Raw genomic sequence first — 19236 nt, 5'->3', positions numbered from 1 at the left:
TCTCTTTATAATAAAGGACAGATAGTTGAAGAACACATCAACTATCTCCCCCCTCATAAAGTAGACGCATCGAAGGGTCCTCCCCTTCGATGCACCACACTTTACTCTCATTCCTTTAATAGTTATAAAAACAGACAGACCCGTCGGCCGCAGTGGCCGGCGGGTTTTTCCGTTGTCCCTTCCCGGCGCGGCACATCCGGGCAGGAAAGCCCGCGGCTGTGCCGCGCAGACTTTGTAGCCTTTACAGACGGTTTTTAGATTTTCTTAATCTCGCTTTAAGAAATTTTCGTGTTCTTTAAGTTTTCCTCCATACTTTGGACATATTTTCCCTCTATAATAAAGGTCAGATAGTTGAAGAACACATCAACTATCTTCCCCCCCTCATTAAGTACAGATGCCAGACAACAGGCATCACACTTTACTCTCATTCCTTTAGATAACTATAACAACGACGAAAACCCGCCGGCCGAAGGGCCAGCGGGTTTTCGCTGTCTTCAGAACATATTTTTCAAAAATGATTTTCCAGATCACAGCAGGTCGATCTTCAGCACCCGGTCCACAGAAAGCCCCGGAAGATACCGGTATGGATAGGCCCCTGACTCAAAGAGGAGGTACATGGTTCCCCCGTCCATGCAGATCTGCTCCAGCATGTAGGGAAGGCGTATATCCTCCAGCGCCATCTCATCCGTGAAATCACGGATCCCGTCCGACACCTGATAGGCTGCCAGCCGGGAGGGAACAATACCCATGGAATAGGACAGGAAAAGAATGTCTCCCAGAAAGGTCATGCCCTGGGCATAGGGGGAGATCTTCAGATCCTCTTCCTCCGCCACCCCCTGTCGGATCCTGGACGTGCGGTGCTCTATGGGAACGCTCTGAATATTTCCGTCATCCTGCACCTCATACTTCTTGATGGTGCTGTCCTCCTTTGTGGAATAGTAGCCCACATACAGATAAGGCGCCTGATAGGCCATAAAGGAGCTTCTTGGTATATCCAGGATGTTATTTACATGGAGGAAGCTGATGGGCTTCCAGCTCTCGGAAAAATCATACTCCTCTATGCTCTCCATGGCCAGGGCGTTCACCTGGGCAATGCCGCTGCGGCTCCCGCACACCCACAGATTATTGTTCTGGGCGTCGTAAGCAAGACTTCCCACATGGGCCTTGCCCGGCAGGACGATCTCCTTGACAAATTCGTGAGTCTCCTTGTCGATCATGAAGATGACCGAATTGTGGGTCTTTGACTGGCAGTAAGCGCTGATAAAGAGATACCGCTCCGACACGGCGATCCCCTGGGGTGTCATACTCGTACAGATGGAAAAACTCTCTGCCCTGTTGTTGGTCAACGTCCAAGCAGACTCAAGGCCGGGTATCACATACGTTCCGCTGTCCGGCTCATCTGCATGGGCGAGGACAGCCTCCTCATAGAGTCCGCTGTATGGCTCCAGGCGCTCTGAAAATTCTTCCAGCGTGTACAGGGAGCTCTCTGTATTTGTGCTGACTGCATCTGTCTCCGGCTCCACCTTCCCCATCCAGCTAAAGATCGCCCCTATATATCCGGCCGGGATCAGAATGAGCACAAGGCAGACTGCCAGCACTCTTCTTTTCCATTTTGTCTTTTTCCGTTTTTTCCTGGTCTCTTTATCCTTCATGTTCAATCTGCCTTTCCATCTGACATTATTATACCTCATTCCGCACAGACTTTTCTCTGTAATGCGATAAAAAAGAGCAGAAAAAAACCGCCGACCCCAAGGCTTCTACGTCCTTAAAATCAGCGATTTTTGAATGCGCGATCAGGGGTTCGAACCCTGGACACCCTGATTAAGAGTCAGGTGCTCTGCCAGCTGAGCTAATCGCGCATCTTTTATTTTCTGTCGAGTCACTCCTCAACGCAAGAAATATTATATAACAGTTCCTCGAATAATGCAAGCAGTTTTTTTAATTTTTTCTTCTTTTTTTCTTTATGCCCGCATATATATACTTTATAACAATACAACCGGCCACATCCGGCCGGCCCGGACAAGGAGGGACAAGCATTGCTTCAGATCTGCAGACGGAGGGATTTCCTCTATATGCTCTCGGCGGCGCTCCTGGGAAGCGCCTTTCATTTCCTGTATGATTTTTCCGGCAAAAATCCTTTTGCCGCGCTCATTTCACCAGTCAACGAGTCCGTGTGGGAGCATTTAAAGCTCCTGTTTTTCCCCATCCTGCTCCTGACTGCAGTGGAGTATTTCATCCGGCGTCCCAATCCCCGGGCTCTGTTCGGCGCCAGGCTGGCAGGCGTCACAGCCGGCATGGCCATCATTGTAGTTTTATACTATCTATACACCTTTATCCTGGGGAGGGATTTCTTCGTGGCCGACATCCTCATCTTCCTGATCGGAGTCTGCTTTTCCTACGTCATCTCCGGCCACCTGCTCCGGAGCTTCCGCCAGGCTGACCCCATGCTCATTTTCCTGGGCTGGCTCCTCATCGCCCTCCTGTTCTTCTCTTTCACCTGTTTCCCGCCGGATCTTTTTCTCTTCTATCCGTCCCAGAGCGGTTCCGCCTGAGGCCTGTCTGTTTTTCACAGGAGAATACTCTGACAAAAGCAGGATTTCCCTAGCCTGCGCCGGAGAATTTCCACAGCCAACGGAACAATTGACACAATGGAGCGGGGCTGGCGACACAACAGGACACCAGTAACTGCAAAAGCAGACGTAATACTTTTAAAAAGTATTACGTCTGCTTTTGCAATATTATTCACCTGTGAAAAAATTCTTAATTCTTGTGAGCAGGCCGTCTTTGAATCCGCCCTCATTGACTGTGCTGTCAGTGATGACATCGGATCCAAGGGCCTCATCGTTTGTGTCGCTAAGAATGCCGTCGTTTGATCCCACAAAGAAGGTCTTGACGGAATTCCAGATGTTGGAGAGCACGCCGCTGTCTCCGGTCAGATTATTCAGCGTGTCCTTCAGAGCATTCACGTCGTAATCGTACTGGGAAATCTTTTCCATCAGGGCCACTACCTGGTCTCTCTGGTCATCTGTCAACGTGATATCGTTATCTTCCGCAATATTGTCAACAGCCTCTCCGATTTCCTCCGGATCAGTCAGTCCCTCATCGATGACCTCTGTCTTGACATCCTTGATGACCTCTGTGGCCTTCTCCTGGCCTACGCTGTCAGCCAGGTCGCCTGTCGTCACGAGCTCCTCCATGGCGGCTTCCTTCTGTCCCTCGTCCAGTTCCTCGCCGCTGGCTGTCTCGTAGGCCATGATAATACCTGTCAGGGCTCCGGTGCCGGACACCTCAAAGGGGCAGGCCGCGATGACATTGCAGTTCTCCATACCCGCTGTGGTCAGGGTACTGGCGATCATAGCGCTCGTCACAAAGTTCAGGTTGGCCGTCTTCACCTTGATGCCGCCGGAGTCTGTGGGCTCCACATAGGCACAGCTGTTTGTGGTAGGTCCGATCTGCTCGTCTGTGGCAATCCCCTCCATGTACTGCACCTCGTCCGCATGTGTGACGACAATAGTCTGTACTTCATCCGGAGATGTGCCAAAATACTCGTACATGGAAGCTCTCTGCTCCTCATTTAAGTTCTCGCCGAGAGTGACCACCTTTCCGCTGTCCGTGTTTCCCTCGGAGGTATCTGTATCCTCTTCTTCTGCATCTGTGTTCTCATCTGCAGCATCGTCCTTCTGCTGTTCATCCTCTGTCACAGTGCCGTCCGCGCTTCCTGTTCCCTGTCCGGTTCCGTCTGTATCTTTACTGCTCTGCCCGGTTCCGTCAGATGTGGTTCCGCCTGTCACGTCACCTCCGCTATTTGTTCCGCTCTGGGAACCCGTCTCCCCGGAAGTGCTGCCCGTTCCGTCTGTACCGCCTGTTCCTGACTCTGCGCTTCCCGCATCCTGCGAGGTGCTCCCCGTCTCTGAGGCAGACACTGCCATGGGAATGCCGGATGTCATCATTACCGCCGCCATAAGAAGTGGCAAAACTTTCTTCATTTTCATAGTCTGTTCGGTTAAAAAACCTTGTCTCCCTTTTTAATTATTTTCTGGCCGATGCAGCGCCGAAACGCGCTGACGCTAATCTTTACCGTACTCAATATAACACATTCCGGCCGGATTGTACACGAAACTTTTCTTAAAAATGGATGAAGAAAAAAGAAAGGAACTGCCCCTCAGAGCAATTCCTTCAGCCTTTTTTCCAGTATTTTCTCTCCGGTGGTGCCCTTCATGGAGGCCTCCACCGCGCCCCCTTTCACAAACAGAAACGCAGGCACAATGTCTGCCCCGCATGCGGCCGCAAGGCGGGGATTTTCCGCCACCTCCACCTCGCAGAACTTGATCCTTCCTCTGTATTTTTTCTCCAGCTCCTCCACAATAGGCTTTGTCATGGAGCATTTCGGACACCATCTTTCGTAAAACATGACAACTACAGCCCCCTTCTCTCTCAGGACCTCTATATCAAAGCTCTCCTCTGTCAGGTGATACATCAGAACATCCTTTCCGCTCTCCTGGGTCAGCATCTGGGATTGAGTATGCGGTACACCTCTCGCATAGATCTGTGAAAGCAGTCAATGAGACGGTTTCTCTTTCTGAGCCGGTACATTGTGCAGCTCCACCTGGAGATACCTCCCGGTCTTCTCTTCCCCATATGCCAGTCTCCTTCGCAAAATCTTCTCCCTATATAGTATGCAGAAGGGTTCCGCCTATTGACTTTCCCCCTCCCGGAAGGATCTCTGCCTTCCGGCAATCAGCTTGCAGATGGGATTTCCCTTTGCAGAAAATTTTTCTTCATACTCTGTCATCACATTTCCTCTGTTCATGTCCGGGTCGCTGTGAAGATCCCAGGTGCTCATGAGCACTCTCCAGCCGGCCTCGTCCGCCTCCTCCAGAGAAAACCGGAACAGATCCTGGTTGTCAGTCTTAAACTCTACCCGGCCCTCCGGCGCCAACACCTGGTCGTACCTGGAAAAAAATTCCCTGGATGTGAGTCGCCGTCTGGCATGCCTCTTCTTGGGCCAGGGATCAGAGAAATTGAGGTAAATGCCCCGCACCTCCCCCTTCTCAAACACCTCGCCGATCTGAGCCGCATCCATGCAGATGAACCGGATATTTTTCAAAGCCCGGCTGTCCGCCTCCAGCTTGTCCAGCCTCTCCACCGCCCGGAGAAGGACACTGGAATACCTCTCGATACCGATATAGTTCCGATCTGGATGCCGGGCCGCCATCTCTGTGAGGAACTGCCCTTTTCCCATGCCAATCTCTATATAGACAGGGTTGTCATTTCCAAAGACTTCCTTCCACCTGCCCTTTAACTCCTTCTCATTTTTGATCACTTTATCGTGGGCCTCCAGCACGCTCTCTGCCCGCGGTATATTTCTCAGACGCATTTTGTCTGTCTCCTTTCCTCTTTTAATCAGATAGAGAAAGCTCCCTTCCCCTGCCCTCTCATCATGACATCTCGCTCATCTCCCGGCATTGCCGCTCGATGGTCTCCGCCACGGCCGGCGCTAATCGAACGTCCTCCGGGCGTATCACACCAAAATACAGGCGGATGGATCTCTCCTTCCGCCTGTAGATCATATCATAACTCTCTCTAAAATTCAAAGATTGCCACTCCGTAGGGAGGCAGCTTGTAGGCAAATGAGTAGGGCCTTCCATCGCACTCGGACTTCACAGCCTTGTAGACCTTGGGCCTCACCTCGCCCTTTCCGCCGTACTGCAGGTCATCACTGTTCATGATCAGCTTGTACTGCTTCCTCCTGGGAACACCCACCCGGTAGTCGTCCCTGGCCATGGGGGTGAAATTGATGACAAATAGCAGATTCTTCTTGCCGCCCTTTCCGTGGCGCATGAAGCTGTAAATGCTCCTGTCCCTGTCATCCGCGTTGATCCACTCGAATCCCTCCCAGGTGCTGTCCTGATCGTAGAGGGCTCTGTTCTTCCTGTACAAATGGAGCAGGTCTCTCATCCAGTTCTGGATGGCCTGGTGCTCCGGCTCCGCCAGAAGGAACCAGTCCAGCTCCCTCTTCTCGCTCCACTCCCTGAGCTGGGCGAACTCCTGCCCCATAAAGAGCAGCTTCTTGCCTGCATGTCCGATCATGAAGGCGTAGCCCGCCTTCAGGTTGGCGTATTTGTCAAATCCAAGCCCGGGCATCTTGTTCAGCATGGAGCATTTCAGATGGACTACCTCATCGTGGGAGAGAACAAGGATGTAATTCTCACTGTAGGCATAGCTCATGGCAAATGTCATCAGATTGTGGGCCCCTTTACGGAAATAGGGATCCAGCTTCATGTACTCAGTGAAATCATGCATCCAGCCCATATTCCACTTCAGGCTGAAGCCAAGGCCGTCGTCCTCCACCTTGCCCGTCACCTTGGGCCATGCGGTGGACTCCTCCGCGATCATCACCGCACCCGGATTTCTCCCCAGCACCACAGAATTCAGATGCTTGAAAAATCCGATAGCCTCCAGGTTCTTATTGCCGCCATACTTGTTGGCAACCCACTGGCCATCCTGCTTCCCGTAATCCAGATAGAGCATGGACGCCACCGCGTCTACCCGAAGCCCGTCCACATGATAATTCTCGATCCAGAAAAGGGCGTTGGATATGAGGAAGTTCTGCACCTCGTTTTTCCCATAATCGAAAATCTTCGTCCCCCAGTCCGGATGCTCTCCCTTCCTGGGATCCGCGTACTCAAATGTGGGGGTTCCATCAAAATCCGCAAGTCCGTGAGCATCCCTCGGAAAATGAGCGGGCACCCAATCCAGGATAACGCCGATCTTGTTGCGGTGCAGGTAGTTGATCATCCAGGCAAAATCCTCCGGCGTGCCGTACCGGGATGTGGGGGCAAAGTAGCCTGTCACCTGGTAGCCCCAGGAGCCGTCAAAGGGATGCTCCGCGATCCCCATGATCTCAACGTGGGTGTAGCCCATGTATTTCACATATTTCACGATCTCTTTAGCAAATTCCCGGTAATTGTAGAAGCCATCCTCATCGTCCTCTGTCAGCGGGTGTTTCTTCCAGGATCCGATATGAACCTCATAGATGGACATGGGCTCTACCGTGTGATCCCACGTCCTGCGCTTCTCCATCCACTCACTGTCCGTCCAGGAGATATGGGACAGATCCACAACTCTGGACGCCGTCCCCGGCCTCTTCTCCGCATAGTTGGCAAACGGATCCGCCTTCAGGATGTACTCGCCCTTGTAGGTCTTGATACAGTATTTGTACAGTGACATCTCCGGCAGATCCGGCACAAAGCAGGTGTAAATGCCGAGAGGCTCTCCTCTTTCCATGGGATTTGCCTCCCTGTTCCAACCGTTGAAGTCGCCCACCACGGAAACACCCTGAGCGTGGGGAGCCCAGACAGCAAAATAAACGCCCTCCTGATCTCCGTCCTTTACCCGGTGGGCGCCCAGCTTCCTGTATATCTCGTAATGGGTTCCCTGCCCGAACAGATAATGGTCAAGTTCCCCGATCTCATAAGGTTTTATGTTCTTCTTTACTGCCATGATTTCACCCTCTCATGTTCAATTTCTAATACATCTATTATACTTTATCACCCCATAAAAAGAAAGAGTTTTGAACAATCTATTTTGTCAAAACTCCTTCTTTTTTATACATTTTATACAGTTTTTAGATCTTGAAATCGTCTTCCTTCAGGATAATACGATCTGACTCGTCTGTCCCCTTCCGGAACATCCGACGGGCGAGATGCTTGACATTTGCCTTCTGGGAGTGGTCAATAGCCGCATCCATGATCTCCTTCACCTCAGCTACAGAAACGGCGTGATCCTCTCTCTGCATCACATCGATCCTGCTGTAGAGGGCCAGGATACCCATCTCATCCAGCTTGTAGCCGTTCTCCTTGGCGTAGGTCTGCCCGAAGGTAACCAGCTCGTCGTTGATAAATACCGGAAGCTCCAGCCTGGATGTAAATTTCTTCTTGAATTCCGGATTGGCTGTAAACAGTCTCTCCAGCGCTTTCTTCTGATCCTCCAGGACAAAGAGCAGTTCTCCGGTCTTCTTCTCCATCAGGATATTCAGCTCCCGGACTGTCCTTGCGTTGAGCTTTCCTGCCTTCTCGATGATGATAGCGCCGCCCCGCAGCTTCTGGATGATGTTGGGGATATCCTTCTTGTTCAGGGACTCGCCAGTCACGATAGCCACCTTGCCCTGCTTCAGGTTCCTCTGCTTCTGGATGGCCTTCACCATGTCCACAGCGAGGACTGTCTTTCCGGATCCCTTGTGGCCGATGACCAGAATGTTGCCGGTGCGGGATGTGCCGCCTCTCCTCTCTCTCCGGTCATTGTCCAGTACCTCCACGATCTGCTCGCTCATGCCCCGGACAGGAACGAAGTAGGAGAAGAGCTGCTTCTGCTCCTCCGTGAGTCCGGCCTTCAGACCGATCTCGCTGGTAGCGCTCAGGTCGTAACGTCCAGTCACCACAAATCCAGTGTCAAAGGGCACGCCGCCCTTTCCCTTCTGGATCCTTCTCTGGATCTCCTCCTCAGTGGGCTCCTCGATGACAAGCTCCTCTGTCTTTCTCGCCTGCTTGGCGGCCTCTTTCTCCGCCTTCTTCTGGGCCCTCTTCTCTTTTCTTGTCAGCTTGTGCTCAGGCTCCGCGGGAATTCCTTCCTCTTCCTCCGGCTCCTCCTCTTCATCCTCGTCGAAGAAGCCGTCATCGTAATCCTCATCGTCTATGTCGTCGTAGTCCTCATAGTCGTCTACAAGATCATCCTCGTCATAGTCGTCCTCATCATAGCCGGCTTCCTCGTAGTCATCCTCGTCATAGTCATCTTCGTCATAGCCAGCCTCGTCGTAATCATCTTCCTCGTAATCGGCCTCGTCATAGTCATCTTCCTCATAGCTGCCGGCCTCATCCGCAGGCTCCGCCGACTCCTCTTCATAGTCGTCTTCATCCTCGAAGTCTGCCTCGTCGTAATCATCCTCGTCTTCCAGATCCGCATCCTCGTAGGACTCCTCCGCAAAGGCTGCCTGGAATTCATCGTCAAAATCTGCCGGCTCATCCTTTCTGCGGGACTGTCTCTCCTCAGCCTCCAGTTCTTCCATGAGCTGTCGCAGGTCGGCTGTCATGCCGGTGACAGGATTATCCTCCTTCTCCTCCGGCTCAGTATCAGACTTCCCTGCAGGCTCATCAAGATCCTCCGGCTCATCCGCGGGCTCCTCAAAATCCGCAGCCCCGGCTGCAGGCTCCGCTGGCTCCTCTTCATAGTCGTCTTCGTCCTCATAGTCCGACTCCTCATAATCGGCCTCTTCCTGCTCCGGCTCCCGGGTCTCCTCTAAAGGCGCCTCCTCATAATCGGCTTCCTCGTAATCGGCCTCCTCGGTCTCCACGATGCCGCCGGTCATCTCTGTCTCCAGCTCTGACTCAACTGTCTCTTCCTCAGCAGGTTCCTCTGCCTCCTCCTGGGGAACAGCGTTCTTCACAGCCTCCTTCAGCTCGGCTGTCACCTGTCCGGAAGCGATGCGGTCCAGAAGGGCTTCCTCCTCTTCCGCCTTCTGGCGGGCGAGGCGCTTCTCCTCGTCGGCTTTCTGCTTTGCCAGAATCCGCTCCTGCTCAGCCTGCTCCTCAGCCAACCTTCTGGCCTCCTCAGCCGCCTTCTGCTCGGCGATCCTTCTTGCCTCCTCAGCGGCTCTCTGCTGCTCCTCTATCCTTCTTGCCTCCTCCTCGCGGCGGCGCTGCGCCTCCCGCTTCTTCTCGGCAAGCTTCTCTTCATCCCGTTTCTTCTGGGCCTCGATGGCCTCGGCATTATCCTTCTGCTTTGCCTCCCAGGCCGCCAGGATCTCCTCAATCTTCATCTGGCCCGTGATGCGCATATCCTCGTCCCGCTTGGGGCTGGCCTTCTTCTCAATGTCCTCTATGTCCATGCCGCTGGCGACCTTGACGCCGTTGGCCAGAGCTTCAGCCAGGGTAGCGCCCTTGACTGTCTTACGGATAGGAGACTCCTCCTTCACTTTCCTGCGTTTTTTCCTCGGCTCCTCCGCCTCGGTCGTCTCCTCTTCAGAAGCGGCGTCCGCCTGCGCGGCCTGCTCTCTCGCTGCCCGGAGTTCATCCAGCCGGATCTCTCTTGTCTCCGCGTCGATGGTGCCGGGTGTCTCGGGAGTTCTCTGCTCAGATGGGTTCCGGGAAGGCTCCTCCTGGACTGTCTCCACTGCGTCCTCCATGCCTGTCCCGGCTTCCGGGGCCTCCTGGGCCGCAGTCTCTTCCTGCTCCTCCACAGGCGCTTCCTCCTCAGCCAGCCTGTCTCTGTGAGCGGCGTGTGTGGACGCGCCTCTCATGCTGTCGTACTTCTCCTGCTGCAGAGGAGTCAGAGGCTTGTATTTCATCTTCAGCTCCATGGCCTGATAGACATATTTTCCTTCACTGAACCAGAGGATGAGATCATCACACTCCTCCAGGCACTCTGCGGTCATGCCGGCCTCATGGTAGAGCTTTGCCAGCTCATAGGCCCATTTCTCCACATACTCCGCTTTTTTGAAATCCTCCAGTGCCTCGATCTGCTCAGACAGGGGCGCACGGCGCGCCTTCAGTATTTTATATTTTAAGATGAACTGATTGGGGTCCTTCGGCGCCAGTCTGACAAACTCTTCATAGCAGTCCGAAGCCTCATCTGTGTCATTGATCTTCAAAGCAAGTGTTCCCAGCCTGTAGACAGTCTTCCTGCTCCCCGGAGCCCTGTCATAGGCCATAAACAGCACATCCCTGCTCTTCTGATACTCCCCGTTATATTCATAAATCTCGCTTACATTGTTGAGCATGGACGCGTTTTTCACACGGCGCCAGTCGATCGTGTCAGCGATCTCCATGGCTTTCTTGTACTGCTTTTTTTCCATGTATTCAAGCATCTGCTCTGTTTTAACCCGATATTCGTATTTATCCAATATTCTCACCTCAACAAATATGTTTCTATATAACAATGTATATATTTTAACTCTTTTAGTGTATCATACAGGGTAGTCAATGTCAAAATATATCACAAAAATAGCCACTACGATCATTTTATTGGTCATAGTGGCTATCTTTTATTAAATTTTATCATATTTTATATTATCTCGGAGGATAGAATGTCGATTTTATCAAGTTCCCGCCTTTGCTCTTTCTCTTCGAACATTTATAACTCAAAGTCCGGATCAAAATCTCCAAAATCACTTATTTATATCGCCCTCATAATCATCTGTATAAAATATATCCTCAGTTATTATAATATCTATAGCCGTTGCTGTTACAGCCTCATCCCTTATTACGATAACTTTGTCTGTAACCATATTGAGCTATTCCTTCTATAACTTATATTTTACACAGCTCCCTGATATAAATTCTGATATATTATTCGATGCTTCTTTACGCATCCTCTAATATCTTTGAACTATATGTGGTATCTGTTCCGATATGTCTGCAGCTTTATCGATTATTTTTTGTACCGATATTTTGTACTCTCCGATCAACTTTCCTTATAAAACTTTATCGGTCCCTCTATTATAAAGGCTTACTCTCTGGGAACTATCTGCTGCCATACCACCGACATATGGAAAATGAAATTCTGAATTGTCCAATGGATTAAGCCTCCTTCCTTTTGATTTCCCGGTAAATACTATATATCTCACCGACATATGAAATATATAATATTTATGCTTTGAAACCCTTCCTTTTTGTTTTTAAAGCTTCCTTTCTCGTCAGAAGCTTTGTTTCGGAATGGATTTCTTTTGGATTGACTATATAATAGCACCGGGGCTTTGATTTGTCAACACTATTTGTTTTATTCATTTAAATTAATTTATAATTTTCTTATTGCAATAAATAATTCTGATATTTTTAATTTCTCCGACATATAATTGTTAACTACTATTTATTTTTAAGTTGACAATCGGTCGGTTTTTATTATATACTGCAATCAGCTTTTAACACAGCGCTGCCTTTTGTCGCAGCAGAAGGAGGATCACATCTATGTCCATAACGAACGAAAAGGCTTCATCCAGCTCCCGGTTCTCCACCCAGAGTCTGGTGCTCATCGCCCTTATGACCGCTGTCACATGTATACTGGCACCTCTGTCCATCCCCATCCCGCTCAGCCCGGTGCCGCTGACGCTGACCAATCTTGTGCTGGGATTTTCCATTTTTCTGCTGGGTTGGAAGAAGGCCACGGCCAGCTGCATCATCTATCTGCTTCTGGGCCTGTGCGGCCTCCCCGTTTTCTCCGGCTTTTCGGGGGGCGTAGGGAAATTCGCAGGTCCCACCGGCGGCTACCTGATCGGCTTTATCTTCCTCACTGTAATCGGAGGACTGATCGCCGAGCATTTCCACTGGAGGCGGAGCGCCTGCGTGGCCGGACTTGTGCTCGGCATGGCTGTGACCTACGCCTTCGGCACGGCATGGCTGTGCGTGCAGATGAACCTGGGCGTCATGGAAGGTCTTCTCATCGGCGTCATCCCCTATCTGCCGGGGGATGCGGTCAAAATCGCCCTCACGGTGATCCTTGGACCTGTCCTGAAAAAGAGAGTGCGCTGACCTTCGGGCCTGCGCACCCTCTTTTTCTTTCTCTCTACAGGATAATGTCTCCTGTCTTCTTAAAATCATCCATCCCGTAGGACTCAATGATATTTCCCTTGACCACGTAGAGCACATTTTCTATATAGAGGCCTCTGCCCGCTCTCTGACTGCTCCCGTTGACCTGCTCCTCCAGGAGGCAGGTAAATCCTTTGTCCGGGTCATAGGAGAACAGGTAGTATTTTTCCTGGGCTCCCTTGTAGGCGGAAAAGCCGATGATGTTCCTGTCCGTATCTATGAGAGCTGCCCTGTAGTCGTAGAGCACATCGGCGCTGTAGACATTTTCCAGGATCAGCGTGTGCTCCTCCTTCACGTCAGCAGGGTCGCTGACATTGAACATGCTCAGCTTCACACCTCCCGTTGCCCCTGTCTCCTCGTCCGCGTCCATGCCGATTCCAAGGAGCCGCCCTTCTCCGTAGGGGTGAAGATACTCCGAGAAGCCAGGGATCTTCAGTTCTCCCAGAATCTGTGGGTTTTCCGGATCTGACAGGTCTGCCGAGAAGAGGGGATCCGTGTTACGGAAGGTGACAAAATACCCGGTGTCCCCCATCAGCCGGGCGGAGTAGACCTGCTCCCCCTTTGCCAGATTGTCGAGGCGCCCTATCTCTTTCAGGTCCGGGTCCAGTATATAGAGCCCGTTGGCGCTCTCATCCGTAGTCACCACCCGTAGATTTCCCTCATACTCGTCTATGGAAAATGAGTCGTCTATGGTGCCCGGCACAGAACCCTTGGCCACAGCCTCCAGCCTGCCCTCTTTATAAGAAATTTTACGGATGAGGGTACTGTACTCCCAGCTAAATCCGTTGTGTTCGGATGTGTTTTCATACCAGTAAATGTTTTCGTTGCTCACGTACAGCTCCCCGTATCCCGCAAAGAGAGCCTTGCTGTCAGCAATTCTGTCCGGAGCCTTTATATCCGTGGACGTCATGACCAGATACTGGCTGGGGCTGTCTGTCTCAGGCAGGTAAATGGAGCTCTCCTGGATCAGGCCGCCGCCCGCCTGGGGAACGTAGGACTCTCTGGCCTCCTGTGCCGCGAACATATCCGCGTAAAAGGTGGTAAACACGTACACGTAATCCCCCACCATGCGGGAGGACCGGTAGCTTCCGCTCTGGGTCACCTCCCCCAGCTTCCTGGGCTCCGTTCGGTCAGAGATATCGTAGGTGACAAGGGCCGTCCCGTCCGTATACTCCCCCATATCATTCACAGCGCCCGCCAGGAGCATAAGCCTTGTATCCGCCACGTAGAACTCCAGAATCTGTCTGTCCTCGCTGATCACGCCGGCCTCTTTCATTCCGCCCTCCGTGTCCACGATGGTGATTTCCCCCTCATCTGTGAGAGTGTAGATATAGCGGCCGTCAGTCTTCACCACGTCCCCCTCATCCACACCGGCCTGGCGGACGTTGGTGTCAGAGTAGCTGCCGCTGTAGGAGTCCGCGCTGCTGTCTGCCGCGGCAGAGGCGCTGTCCGCCTGGGATCTCTCCGCCACTCCGGAAGAGGAGGACGTCGCACCTCCCGACGCAGACTCAAGCCGCGCGCCTCCCCAGATGCCGGAGGGCTCTTCTATTTCTTCCTGCTTCTCCTGATACTCCTCCAGATAAGCGTAGACATCATCGTAGCTGCCTGCTGCCCGCAGCTCTCCCTCCCCTGTTTTCCCGGAGCTTTGTCCGCTCCCGGAAGCCGCAGCCCCGGAGGCTGCTTCGGAGTCTGCCTCTCCCGCTCCGCCGCTGTCTCGGACGCTGAGGGTGTAGGCAGCTCCCGCCAGGCACACCAAAGCCAGCCCCGCCGCCAGCGCCGTCACCTGCCGGCCTCGGACCGAGCGCAGGAACCGACCGGCCTTTCCCTGCTTCCTGCTCCTGCCTGCTTGCTTTTCCCTGTCGTGCTTTTCCAGCTGCTCTCTCACGCGCGCAGGCTCCAGCGACTCCGGTACCCGGAGCTCTTCTGAGGCAGACCGTATCTTTTCAAGCATTTCCTGTTCTTTCTTTTCCATGCAGATCTCTCCTTTCCTACTCCTTCAGTATCAGACTCATTTTTGCCAGAGCCCTGCTCATCTTTGAGCGCACGGTGGAAGGGCTCTTCTCCAGAAGCTCCCCGATCTCCCCGCTTGTGTATCCGCCGAAAACCGACAGTCCCACGATGAGCTGCTCCTCCTCCGCCAGGATGGCGAAGGCATTTCTCACGTCCACGGCCTGGTCCCAGTCCGGGGCGCTCTCATCCTCTCCCGAGAAAAAGGACAATTCCGCCTTTTTCTGGTCTCTTTCCTGCTGCCGCCATTTCTTTCTGCACGTGTTTGCCAGAATTGTAAAAATCCAGCTCTTAAAGGACTCCTCGCTGCGCAGGGAACCGATGTGCTCATAGGCCTGTATCACCGCCTCGCTGACGGCGTCCTCCGCGTCGTGAGAGCTCTTCATCATGCAGAGTGCGAAACGGTACATGTCTGTGTACACAGTGCTGTACAGGGCAGCAAAGCCTTCTGCATCACACTTCATAGTATTTCCTCCCTCGTATCTGCCTGTCTGCTTCTTATATAGATTAGAGTCTTTGGGCAGGCCTTTTTGTTGCATGGAAAATATTTTTTTCTGTAAAATAACAGGCAGCCCCGGCCAGATTTTTTTGTCTGACACGGAGCTGCCTGTGTTCCAGCTCTTATCCTCTGTAGTAGTTGATGAGGCATCCCTTCAGGATGATCTCTCTCTCTGTATCTGTCAGGTCGCCCATAGTAAACTCCAGCTCTTTTAAGCTGTCACCCACCAGGTAGGCCTTGATCACATCGTCCTTCTCCTCCACAGCCCTGCGGATGTCCGGAACGAAAATGTAATCGCCGTTCTTAAAGCTCAGGTGCTCATGGTCTTCCTTGGTGAGGAAGGGGAGCATGCCCCAGTTGATCAGGTTGGAGCGGTATCTCTTTGTGGCGTACTCGATGGCGATATTCGCCCAGCCGCCCAGCACCTTCTGGCAGGACGCGGCCTGCTCCCTGGCGGAGCCGTCTCCCGGCTTCACCGCGAAAATGGTGCTTCCAACGCCGATATTGCCCTTGCCCACCTCCGGGTAGGTCTCCTGGATCTTTGCCATGACAGGCTTTAACTCCTCCAGGGCATTAAGCGGACACTCTCCGGCCTCGATGGCCTTCTGGGCCTTCTGGACTTCCTTGGCCCGTCCTACATAGGCGGGATCCTTCCTTGAGAGGGCAAACTCCGCCAGCCCCAGGGGGTTGGAGCGGTAGGAGGATGTCTCTCCGGAGGGGATCAGCTCGTCTGTAGTGGTGACCGGATCGTGGATCTCGGAAACCACCTTCAGGATCAGGTTCTCCGGGAGAGCCGGCATTTCCGGCCAGTCCTTGATGTTGGGGCCAAACTTGATCTCCACAGAGGGGTCTGCCACGCCGTGGCTGTCAAACACGCGGTTCGCGTAAATATTTTTGTCAAAATGATACTTGGGTCCTCTGTACTCCACATCCATGGCTGTGGCCGGTGTCAGGAAGCCCTTGTTTGCCGCTGTGGCTGCGATGGAGCGGGCGTCCATGAGGGCCACGGAAGCGATCTGTCCGCTCTGCAGCTTGGAGCCCTCCCTGTTGGGGAAGTTCCTTGTGGAGTGGCGGATGGAGAAGGCGTTGTTGGCCGGCGTGTCTCCCGCGCCAAAGCAAGGTCCGCAGAAGGCAGTCTTCACGATGGTTCCCGCCTCCATCAGGTCTGCCACCGCGCCGTTCTTCACAAGCTCCATGTAGATGGGCGTGCTGGCCGGGTAAACGCTGAAGGTGAACTCGTCCGCGCCGATGTATTTTCCGCGGATGATGTCCGCTGCGGCGCAGATATTTTCAAATCCTCCGCCCGCGCATCCGGCGATGATGCCCTGGTCCACGTAGAGCTTTCCGTCCACGATCTTGCTCTGGAGAGAGTAGTCCACCACGCCGTCCAGGCTCACCAGGGCCTTCTGCTCTACATCGTGGAGCACGTCCTTTAAGTTTGCATTGACTTCGTCAATGGTATATACGTTAGAGGGATGGAAAGGCATGGCGATCATGGGGCGGATCTCGCTCAGGTTCACGTACACCATGCCGTCGTAGTAGGTCACTGCTCCTGGCTGAAGCTCTCTATAGTCCTCCGGCCGTCCGTGGATCTCAAAGAACTCGCGGATAGTCTCATCCGTCTTCCAGATGGAGGACAGGCAGGTGGTCTCAGTGGTCATGACGTCGATGCCGATACGGAAGTCCGCGCTCAGCTTGTCCACGCCGGGACCCACAAACTCCATTACCTTGTTGTTCACATAGCCGTTGGCAAAAGTAGCGCCGATGATGGCCAGAGCCACGTCCTGGGGGCCGACGCCCTTGATGGGCTCTCCGTCCAGGTAAATGCCGATGACGCCCGGCATCTTAATGTCGTAGGTCTTGCCCAGAAGCTGCTTTACAAGCTCCGGTCCGCCCTCGCCCATGGCCATGGTTCCCAGGGCGCCGTAGCGGGTGTGGCTGTCAGAGCCAAGGATCATCTTTCCGCCGCCGGCCAGCATTTCCCTTGCAAACTGGTGGATGACCGCCTGGTGAGGGGGCACATACACGCCACCGTACTTCTTGGCGCATGTGAGGCCGAACATGTGGTCATCCTCGTTGATGGTCCCGCCCACCGCGCACAGGGAGTTGTGGCAGTTGGTCAGCACGTAGGGAACCGGGAATTTCTCCAGTCCTGAAGCCCGGGCTGTCTGGATAATACCCACAAAAGTGATGTCGTGGGATGTGAGTTTATCGAATTTGATCTGAAGGCGCTCCATATTGCCGGAGGTGTTGTGATCCTTCAGTATATTGTATGCCATTGTCTGCGCTGCTGCTTCTTCCTGTGTCACAGACCGGCCGGTCTTCTGCTGCACTTCGGCCGCATCTTCCATGATCTCTGTGCCGTTCACAAGATAAACGCCTTTGTCGTAGAGCTTTATCATCTTTCCATATTCCTCCTGTTTTTAATTTTACTTCGTCAGTTTATTTTATCCCGGTTCCGGGGAAAAGTCAATTTAAACGGGTGGATATATATGCGATACGCGTGAAGGTTATAAAGAAATCTGGTTAACTATAACGAAAATATTGCAAACTTTCATTATGTTATACTCTGCATACGGAACAACTGTGATACAAAGTGGTAGCCTCCCTATACTCATAAAGCAGAGGGGAGGTGGTGCAGATGGATACATATAAGCGAAAATAAATAAGCCTACCTTGTACTTGGCGGTCAGGTAGGCTTATGCCACATCTTGGAGACTAACCACTTTGTGGGCGGTTGTTCCTTTTCTATGTCTACTATATCACACTAAAATGACAGTTTCAACACCTCAAACACAAGTGGATCAGCCTCCTTCCGGGCAGGGTCCGCGTCCGTTTTGGCCGGCTGTCTCTTTGCAGCGTTTCAGCTTTCCTTCTCCTTCATCGCCCTCATGTGCTTTTCCACCATCAGGGCAATCTTAAATGTCATGGCGTCCTCAAACACCCGGACGTCCAGACCTGTCTTTTTCTGGATCTTCTCAAGACGATACACCAGGGTATTCCGGTGCACATACAGCTTTCTCGCCGTCTCCGAGATGTTCAGGTTATTCTCGAAGAAGGTGTAGACCGCCGCCAGCTCCTCCTCCTCAAAGCTCTCCATGGCGTTCCCCTCGAAGACCTCGTCCAGGAACATCTCGCACAGGGAAGCCGGAAGCTGGTGTATGAGCCGGCCTATGCCCAGCACTCTGTAGGACAGCACGCGCCGCTGGGAGTAGAAGATGCGCCCCACCTCCATGGCCATATCCGCCTCCTTGTAGGAGCGGGACACGTCCTTGAGCTCCTCCACAATGGTGCCGTAGGAGACCCGGACACCGACCATGGCCTCCATGCCCAGGGTATCCACGATGACATCCGCCATGTGCTGGATATCCTCGTAGTCCTCTGTGGGCTCCAGGGCCTTCACAAGGATAATATGCCTCTCCTCGACAGAGGTGGCAAAGTCCTTGATGCCGATGGAAAAAAGGCCCTTCAGTGTCTCCAGCACCAGGTTGTCGTCCGCGTTTTTGGGCTCAACCAGGAACACGACCCTCCGCTGCAGCACCGGGATCTTCAGTCTCTTGGCCTGGTTGTAGATGTCCACCAGGAGGAGATTGTCCAGAAGAAGGCTCTGGATAAACCGATTCTTGTCCATTTTATTGCGATTCATGGAGGCCAGGCTCTCCAGATGGCTGAGGCCGAAGCGCCCCGCCATCACTGCTTTGTCGTCTGTCCCGGCCACAGCCAGTACGTAGAAATGCTCTGCGTTTTCCAGCAGGAACAGGCTCTCCTCTCCTGTGGACTCCTCCTTCCCCTGGCTGTTATATTGTTGGATCAGTTCCTCCACATCTGCCTGCCGGGGCCGCGCTTTTACGTTTGTCATGGCCAGGCACTCTGCCTTTTCATTCCATATGGAACAGTCAAAGCCTGATATTCTCTTGATCTCCTGTATCAGTTTCTGTATCGTCTGATTTGGCAGCAACTTGTCACATCCTTTCCGGGCTCTGCTCCCGTCTTTTCCATTCTTTCATCTGGCAGTCAAATACGCTGATTTCCAGATCTGTCTGAAATCTCTCAGCCAGAAAGAGTCCGCCTGCCACAGGCAGCAGAATCAGGGTAAGGTACAAAAGGATTTTCTTCATGCTAATCTCCCTCCACTTTCTCCTCACCTTCGAA

General features: G+C 52.8%; 15 protein-coding genes and 1 tRNA gene. 2 read left to right on the top strand and 14 right to left on the bottom strand.

Annotated elements, in window-relative coordinates; translation table 11 throughout:
- Positions 1-527 precede the first annotated feature (527 nt).
- Together NI21_RS0110510 and NI21_RS0110505 are read right to left on the bottom strand one after the other, a co-directional pair.
- Complete coding sequence (locus NI21_RS0110510; protein WP_033126159.1) at positions 528-1652, bottom strand: YncE family protein; 1125 nt, start codon at positions 1650-1652, stop codon at positions 528-530.
- Between the two features lie 134 nt (positions 1653-1786).
- Positions 1787-1859 (bottom strand) — tRNA-Lys (locus NI21_RS0110505).
- A gap of 177 nt (positions 1860-2036) precedes the next feature.
- Here NI21_RS0110505 and NI21_RS0110500 point away from each other — a divergent pair.
- On the top strand, positions 2037-2552 hold the full coding sequence (locus NI21_RS0110500; protein WP_052084050.1) for a DUF6512 family protein: 516 nt from the start codon (positions 2037-2039) through the stop codon (positions 2550-2552).
- A gap of 186 nt (positions 2553-2738) precedes the next feature.
- On the opposite strand, the gene NI21_RS0110495 is transcribed toward NI21_RS0110500, so the two are convergent.
- The 7 genes from NI21_RS0110495 to NI21_RS0110475 form a co-directional block, all read right to left on the bottom strand.
- Positions 2739-3986 carry a DUF1002 domain-containing protein gene (locus tag NI21_RS0110495; protein WP_242842845.1) on the bottom strand — a complete coding sequence of 416 codons (1248 nt, stop codon included), beginning with the start codon at positions 3984-3986 and terminating at the stop codon, positions 2739-2741.
- A 176-nt stretch (positions 3987-4162) separates the two neighbouring features.
- Positions 4163-4477 carry a co-chaperone YbbN gene (locus NI21_RS0110490; protein WP_033126195.1) on the bottom strand — a complete coding sequence of 105 codons (315 nt, stop codon included), beginning with the start codon at positions 4475-4477 and terminating at the stop codon, positions 4163-4165.
- Between the two features lie 26 nt (positions 4478-4503).
- Entirely contained in the window at positions 4504-4638 is a 135-nt protein-coding gene (locus NI21_RS17180) for a hypothetical protein (protein ID WP_255349848.1), read from the bottom strand.
- A 55-nt stretch (positions 4639-4693) separates the two neighbouring features.
- Complete coding sequence (gene trmB, locus NI21_RS0110485) at positions 4694-5377, bottom strand: tRNA (guanosine(46)-N7)-methyltransferase TrmB (RefSeq protein WP_033126158.1); 684 nt, start codon at positions 5375-5377, stop codon at positions 4694-4696.
- A 61-nt stretch (positions 5378-5438) separates the two neighbouring features.
- A complete protein-coding gene (locus NI21_RS16770) occupies positions 5439-5594 on the bottom strand; it encodes a hypothetical protein (RefSeq protein WP_156111853.1) in 156 nt (51 codons plus the stop codon).
- Entirely contained in the window at positions 5584-7503 is a 1920-nt protein-coding gene (gene glgB, locus NI21_RS0110480; protein WP_033126157.1) for a 1,4-alpha-glucan branching protein GlgB, read from the bottom strand. The genes NI21_RS16770 and glgB overlap by 11 nt, the downstream gene beginning before the upstream one ends.
- Before the next feature lie 124 nt (positions 7504-7627).
- Positions 7628-10849 carry a hypothetical protein gene (locus NI21_RS0110475; RefSeq protein ID WP_242842844.1) on the bottom strand — a complete coding sequence of 1074 codons (3222 nt, stop codon included), beginning with the start codon at positions 10847-10849 and terminating at the stop codon, positions 7628-7630.
- 1111 nt (positions 10850-11960) lie between these two features.
- Between NI21_RS0110475 and NI21_RS0110470 the strand changes: the two genes are divergently transcribed.
- The gene (locus tag NI21_RS0110470) at positions 11961-12521 is read left to right on the top strand and encodes a biotin transporter BioY (RefSeq protein ID WP_033126155.1); all 561 of its coding nucleotides are present in this window, start codon (positions 11961-11963) and stop codon (positions 12519-12521) included.
- Between the two features lie 34 nt (positions 12522-12555).
- On the opposite strand, the gene NI21_RS0110465 is transcribed toward NI21_RS0110470, so the two are convergent.
- The 5 genes from NI21_RS0110465 to NI21_RS16765 all read right to left on the bottom strand — a co-directional run bounded on the left by NI21_RS0110465 (position 12556) and on the right by NI21_RS16765 (position 19202).
- The gene (locus NI21_RS0110465; RefSeq protein ID WP_033126154.1) at positions 12556-14550 is read right to left on the bottom strand and encodes a beta-propeller domain-containing protein; all 1995 of its coding nucleotides are present in this window, start codon (positions 14548-14550) and stop codon (positions 12556-12558) included.
- A gap of 16 nt (positions 14551-14566) precedes the next feature.
- Positions 14567-15049: an RNA polymerase sigma factor gene (locus tag NI21_RS0110460; RefSeq protein ID WP_033126153.1), complete on the bottom strand. Its 483-nt coding sequence runs from the start codon at positions 15047-15049 to the stop codon at positions 14567-14569.
- A gap of 157 nt (positions 15050-15206) precedes the next feature.
- Positions 15207-17486, bottom strand: a complete 2280-nt coding sequence (locus tag NI21_RS0110455; protein WP_033126152.1) for a hydratase — start codon at positions 17484-17486, stop codon at positions 15207-15209.
- A 461-nt stretch (positions 17487-17947) separates the two neighbouring features.
- Positions 17948-19042 carry a CdaR family transcriptional regulator gene (locus NI21_RS0110450; protein WP_033126151.1) on the bottom strand — a complete coding sequence of 365 codons (1095 nt, stop codon included), beginning with the start codon at positions 19040-19042 and terminating at the stop codon, positions 17948-17950.
- A 4-nt stretch (positions 19043-19046) separates the two neighbouring features.
- Entirely contained in the window at positions 19047-19202 is a 156-nt protein-coding gene (locus NI21_RS16765) for a hypothetical protein (protein ID WP_156111852.1), read from the bottom strand.
- Positions 19203-19236: the final 34 nt, after the last annotated feature.

This window comes from Eubacterium sp. ER2, from assembly GCF_000765215.1.
Taxonomy (GTDB): domain Bacteria; phylum Bacillota; class Clostridia; order Lachnospirales; family Lachnospiraceae; genus Claveliimonas; species Claveliimonas intestinigallinarum.
The sequence above is the reverse complement of the archived record's forward strand: the minus strand, read 5'-3'. Positions and strand labels throughout refer to the sequence as shown.

Coding starts and splice junctions, on each gene's coding strand:
- NI21_RS0110510 (WP_033126159.1), bottom strand. CDS start 1,652: ATGAAGGATAAAGAGACCAGGAAAAAACGGAAAAAGACAAAATGGAAA.
- NI21_RS0110495 (WP_242842845.1), bottom strand. CDS start 3,986: ATGAAGAAAGTTTTGCCACTTCTTATGGCGGCGGTAATGATGACATCC.
- NI21_RS0110490 (WP_033126195.1), bottom strand. CDS start 4,477: ATGTATCACCTGACAGAGGAGAGCTTTGATATAGAGGTCCTGAGAGAG.
- NI21_RS17180 (WP_255349848.1), bottom strand. CDS start 4,638: ATGGGGAAGAGAAGACCGGGAGGTATCTCCAGGTGGAGCTGCACAATG.
- trmB (WP_033126158.1), bottom strand. CDS start 5,377: ATGCGTCTGAGAAATATACCGCGGGCAGAGAGCGTGCTGGAGGCCCAC.
- glgB (WP_033126157.1), bottom strand. CDS start 7,503: ATGGCAGTAAAGAAGAACATAAAACCTTATGAGATCGGGGAACTTGAC.
- NI21_RS0110475 (WP_242842844.1), bottom strand. CDS start 10,849: ATGGAAAAAAAGCAGTACAAGAAAGCCATGGAGATCGCTGACACGATC.
- NI21_RS0110470 (WP_033126155.1), top strand. CDS start 11,961: ATGTCCATAACGAACGAAAAGGCTTCATCCAGCTCCCGGTTCTCCACC.
- NI21_RS0110465 (WP_033126154.1), bottom strand. CDS start 14,550: ATGGAAAAGAAAGAACAGGAAATGCTTGAAAAGATACGGTCTGCCTCA.
- NI21_RS0110460 (WP_033126153.1), bottom strand. CDS start 15,049: ATGAAGTGTGATGCAGAAGGCTTTGCTGCCCTGTACAGCACTGTGTAC.
- NI21_RS0110455 (WP_033126152.1), bottom strand. CDS start 17,486: ATGATAAAGCTCTACGACAAAGGCGTTTATCTTGTGAACGGCACAGAG.
- NI21_RS16765 (WP_156111852.1), bottom strand. CDS start 19,202: ATGAAGAAAATCCTTTTGTACCTTACCCTGATTCTGCTGCCTGTGGCA.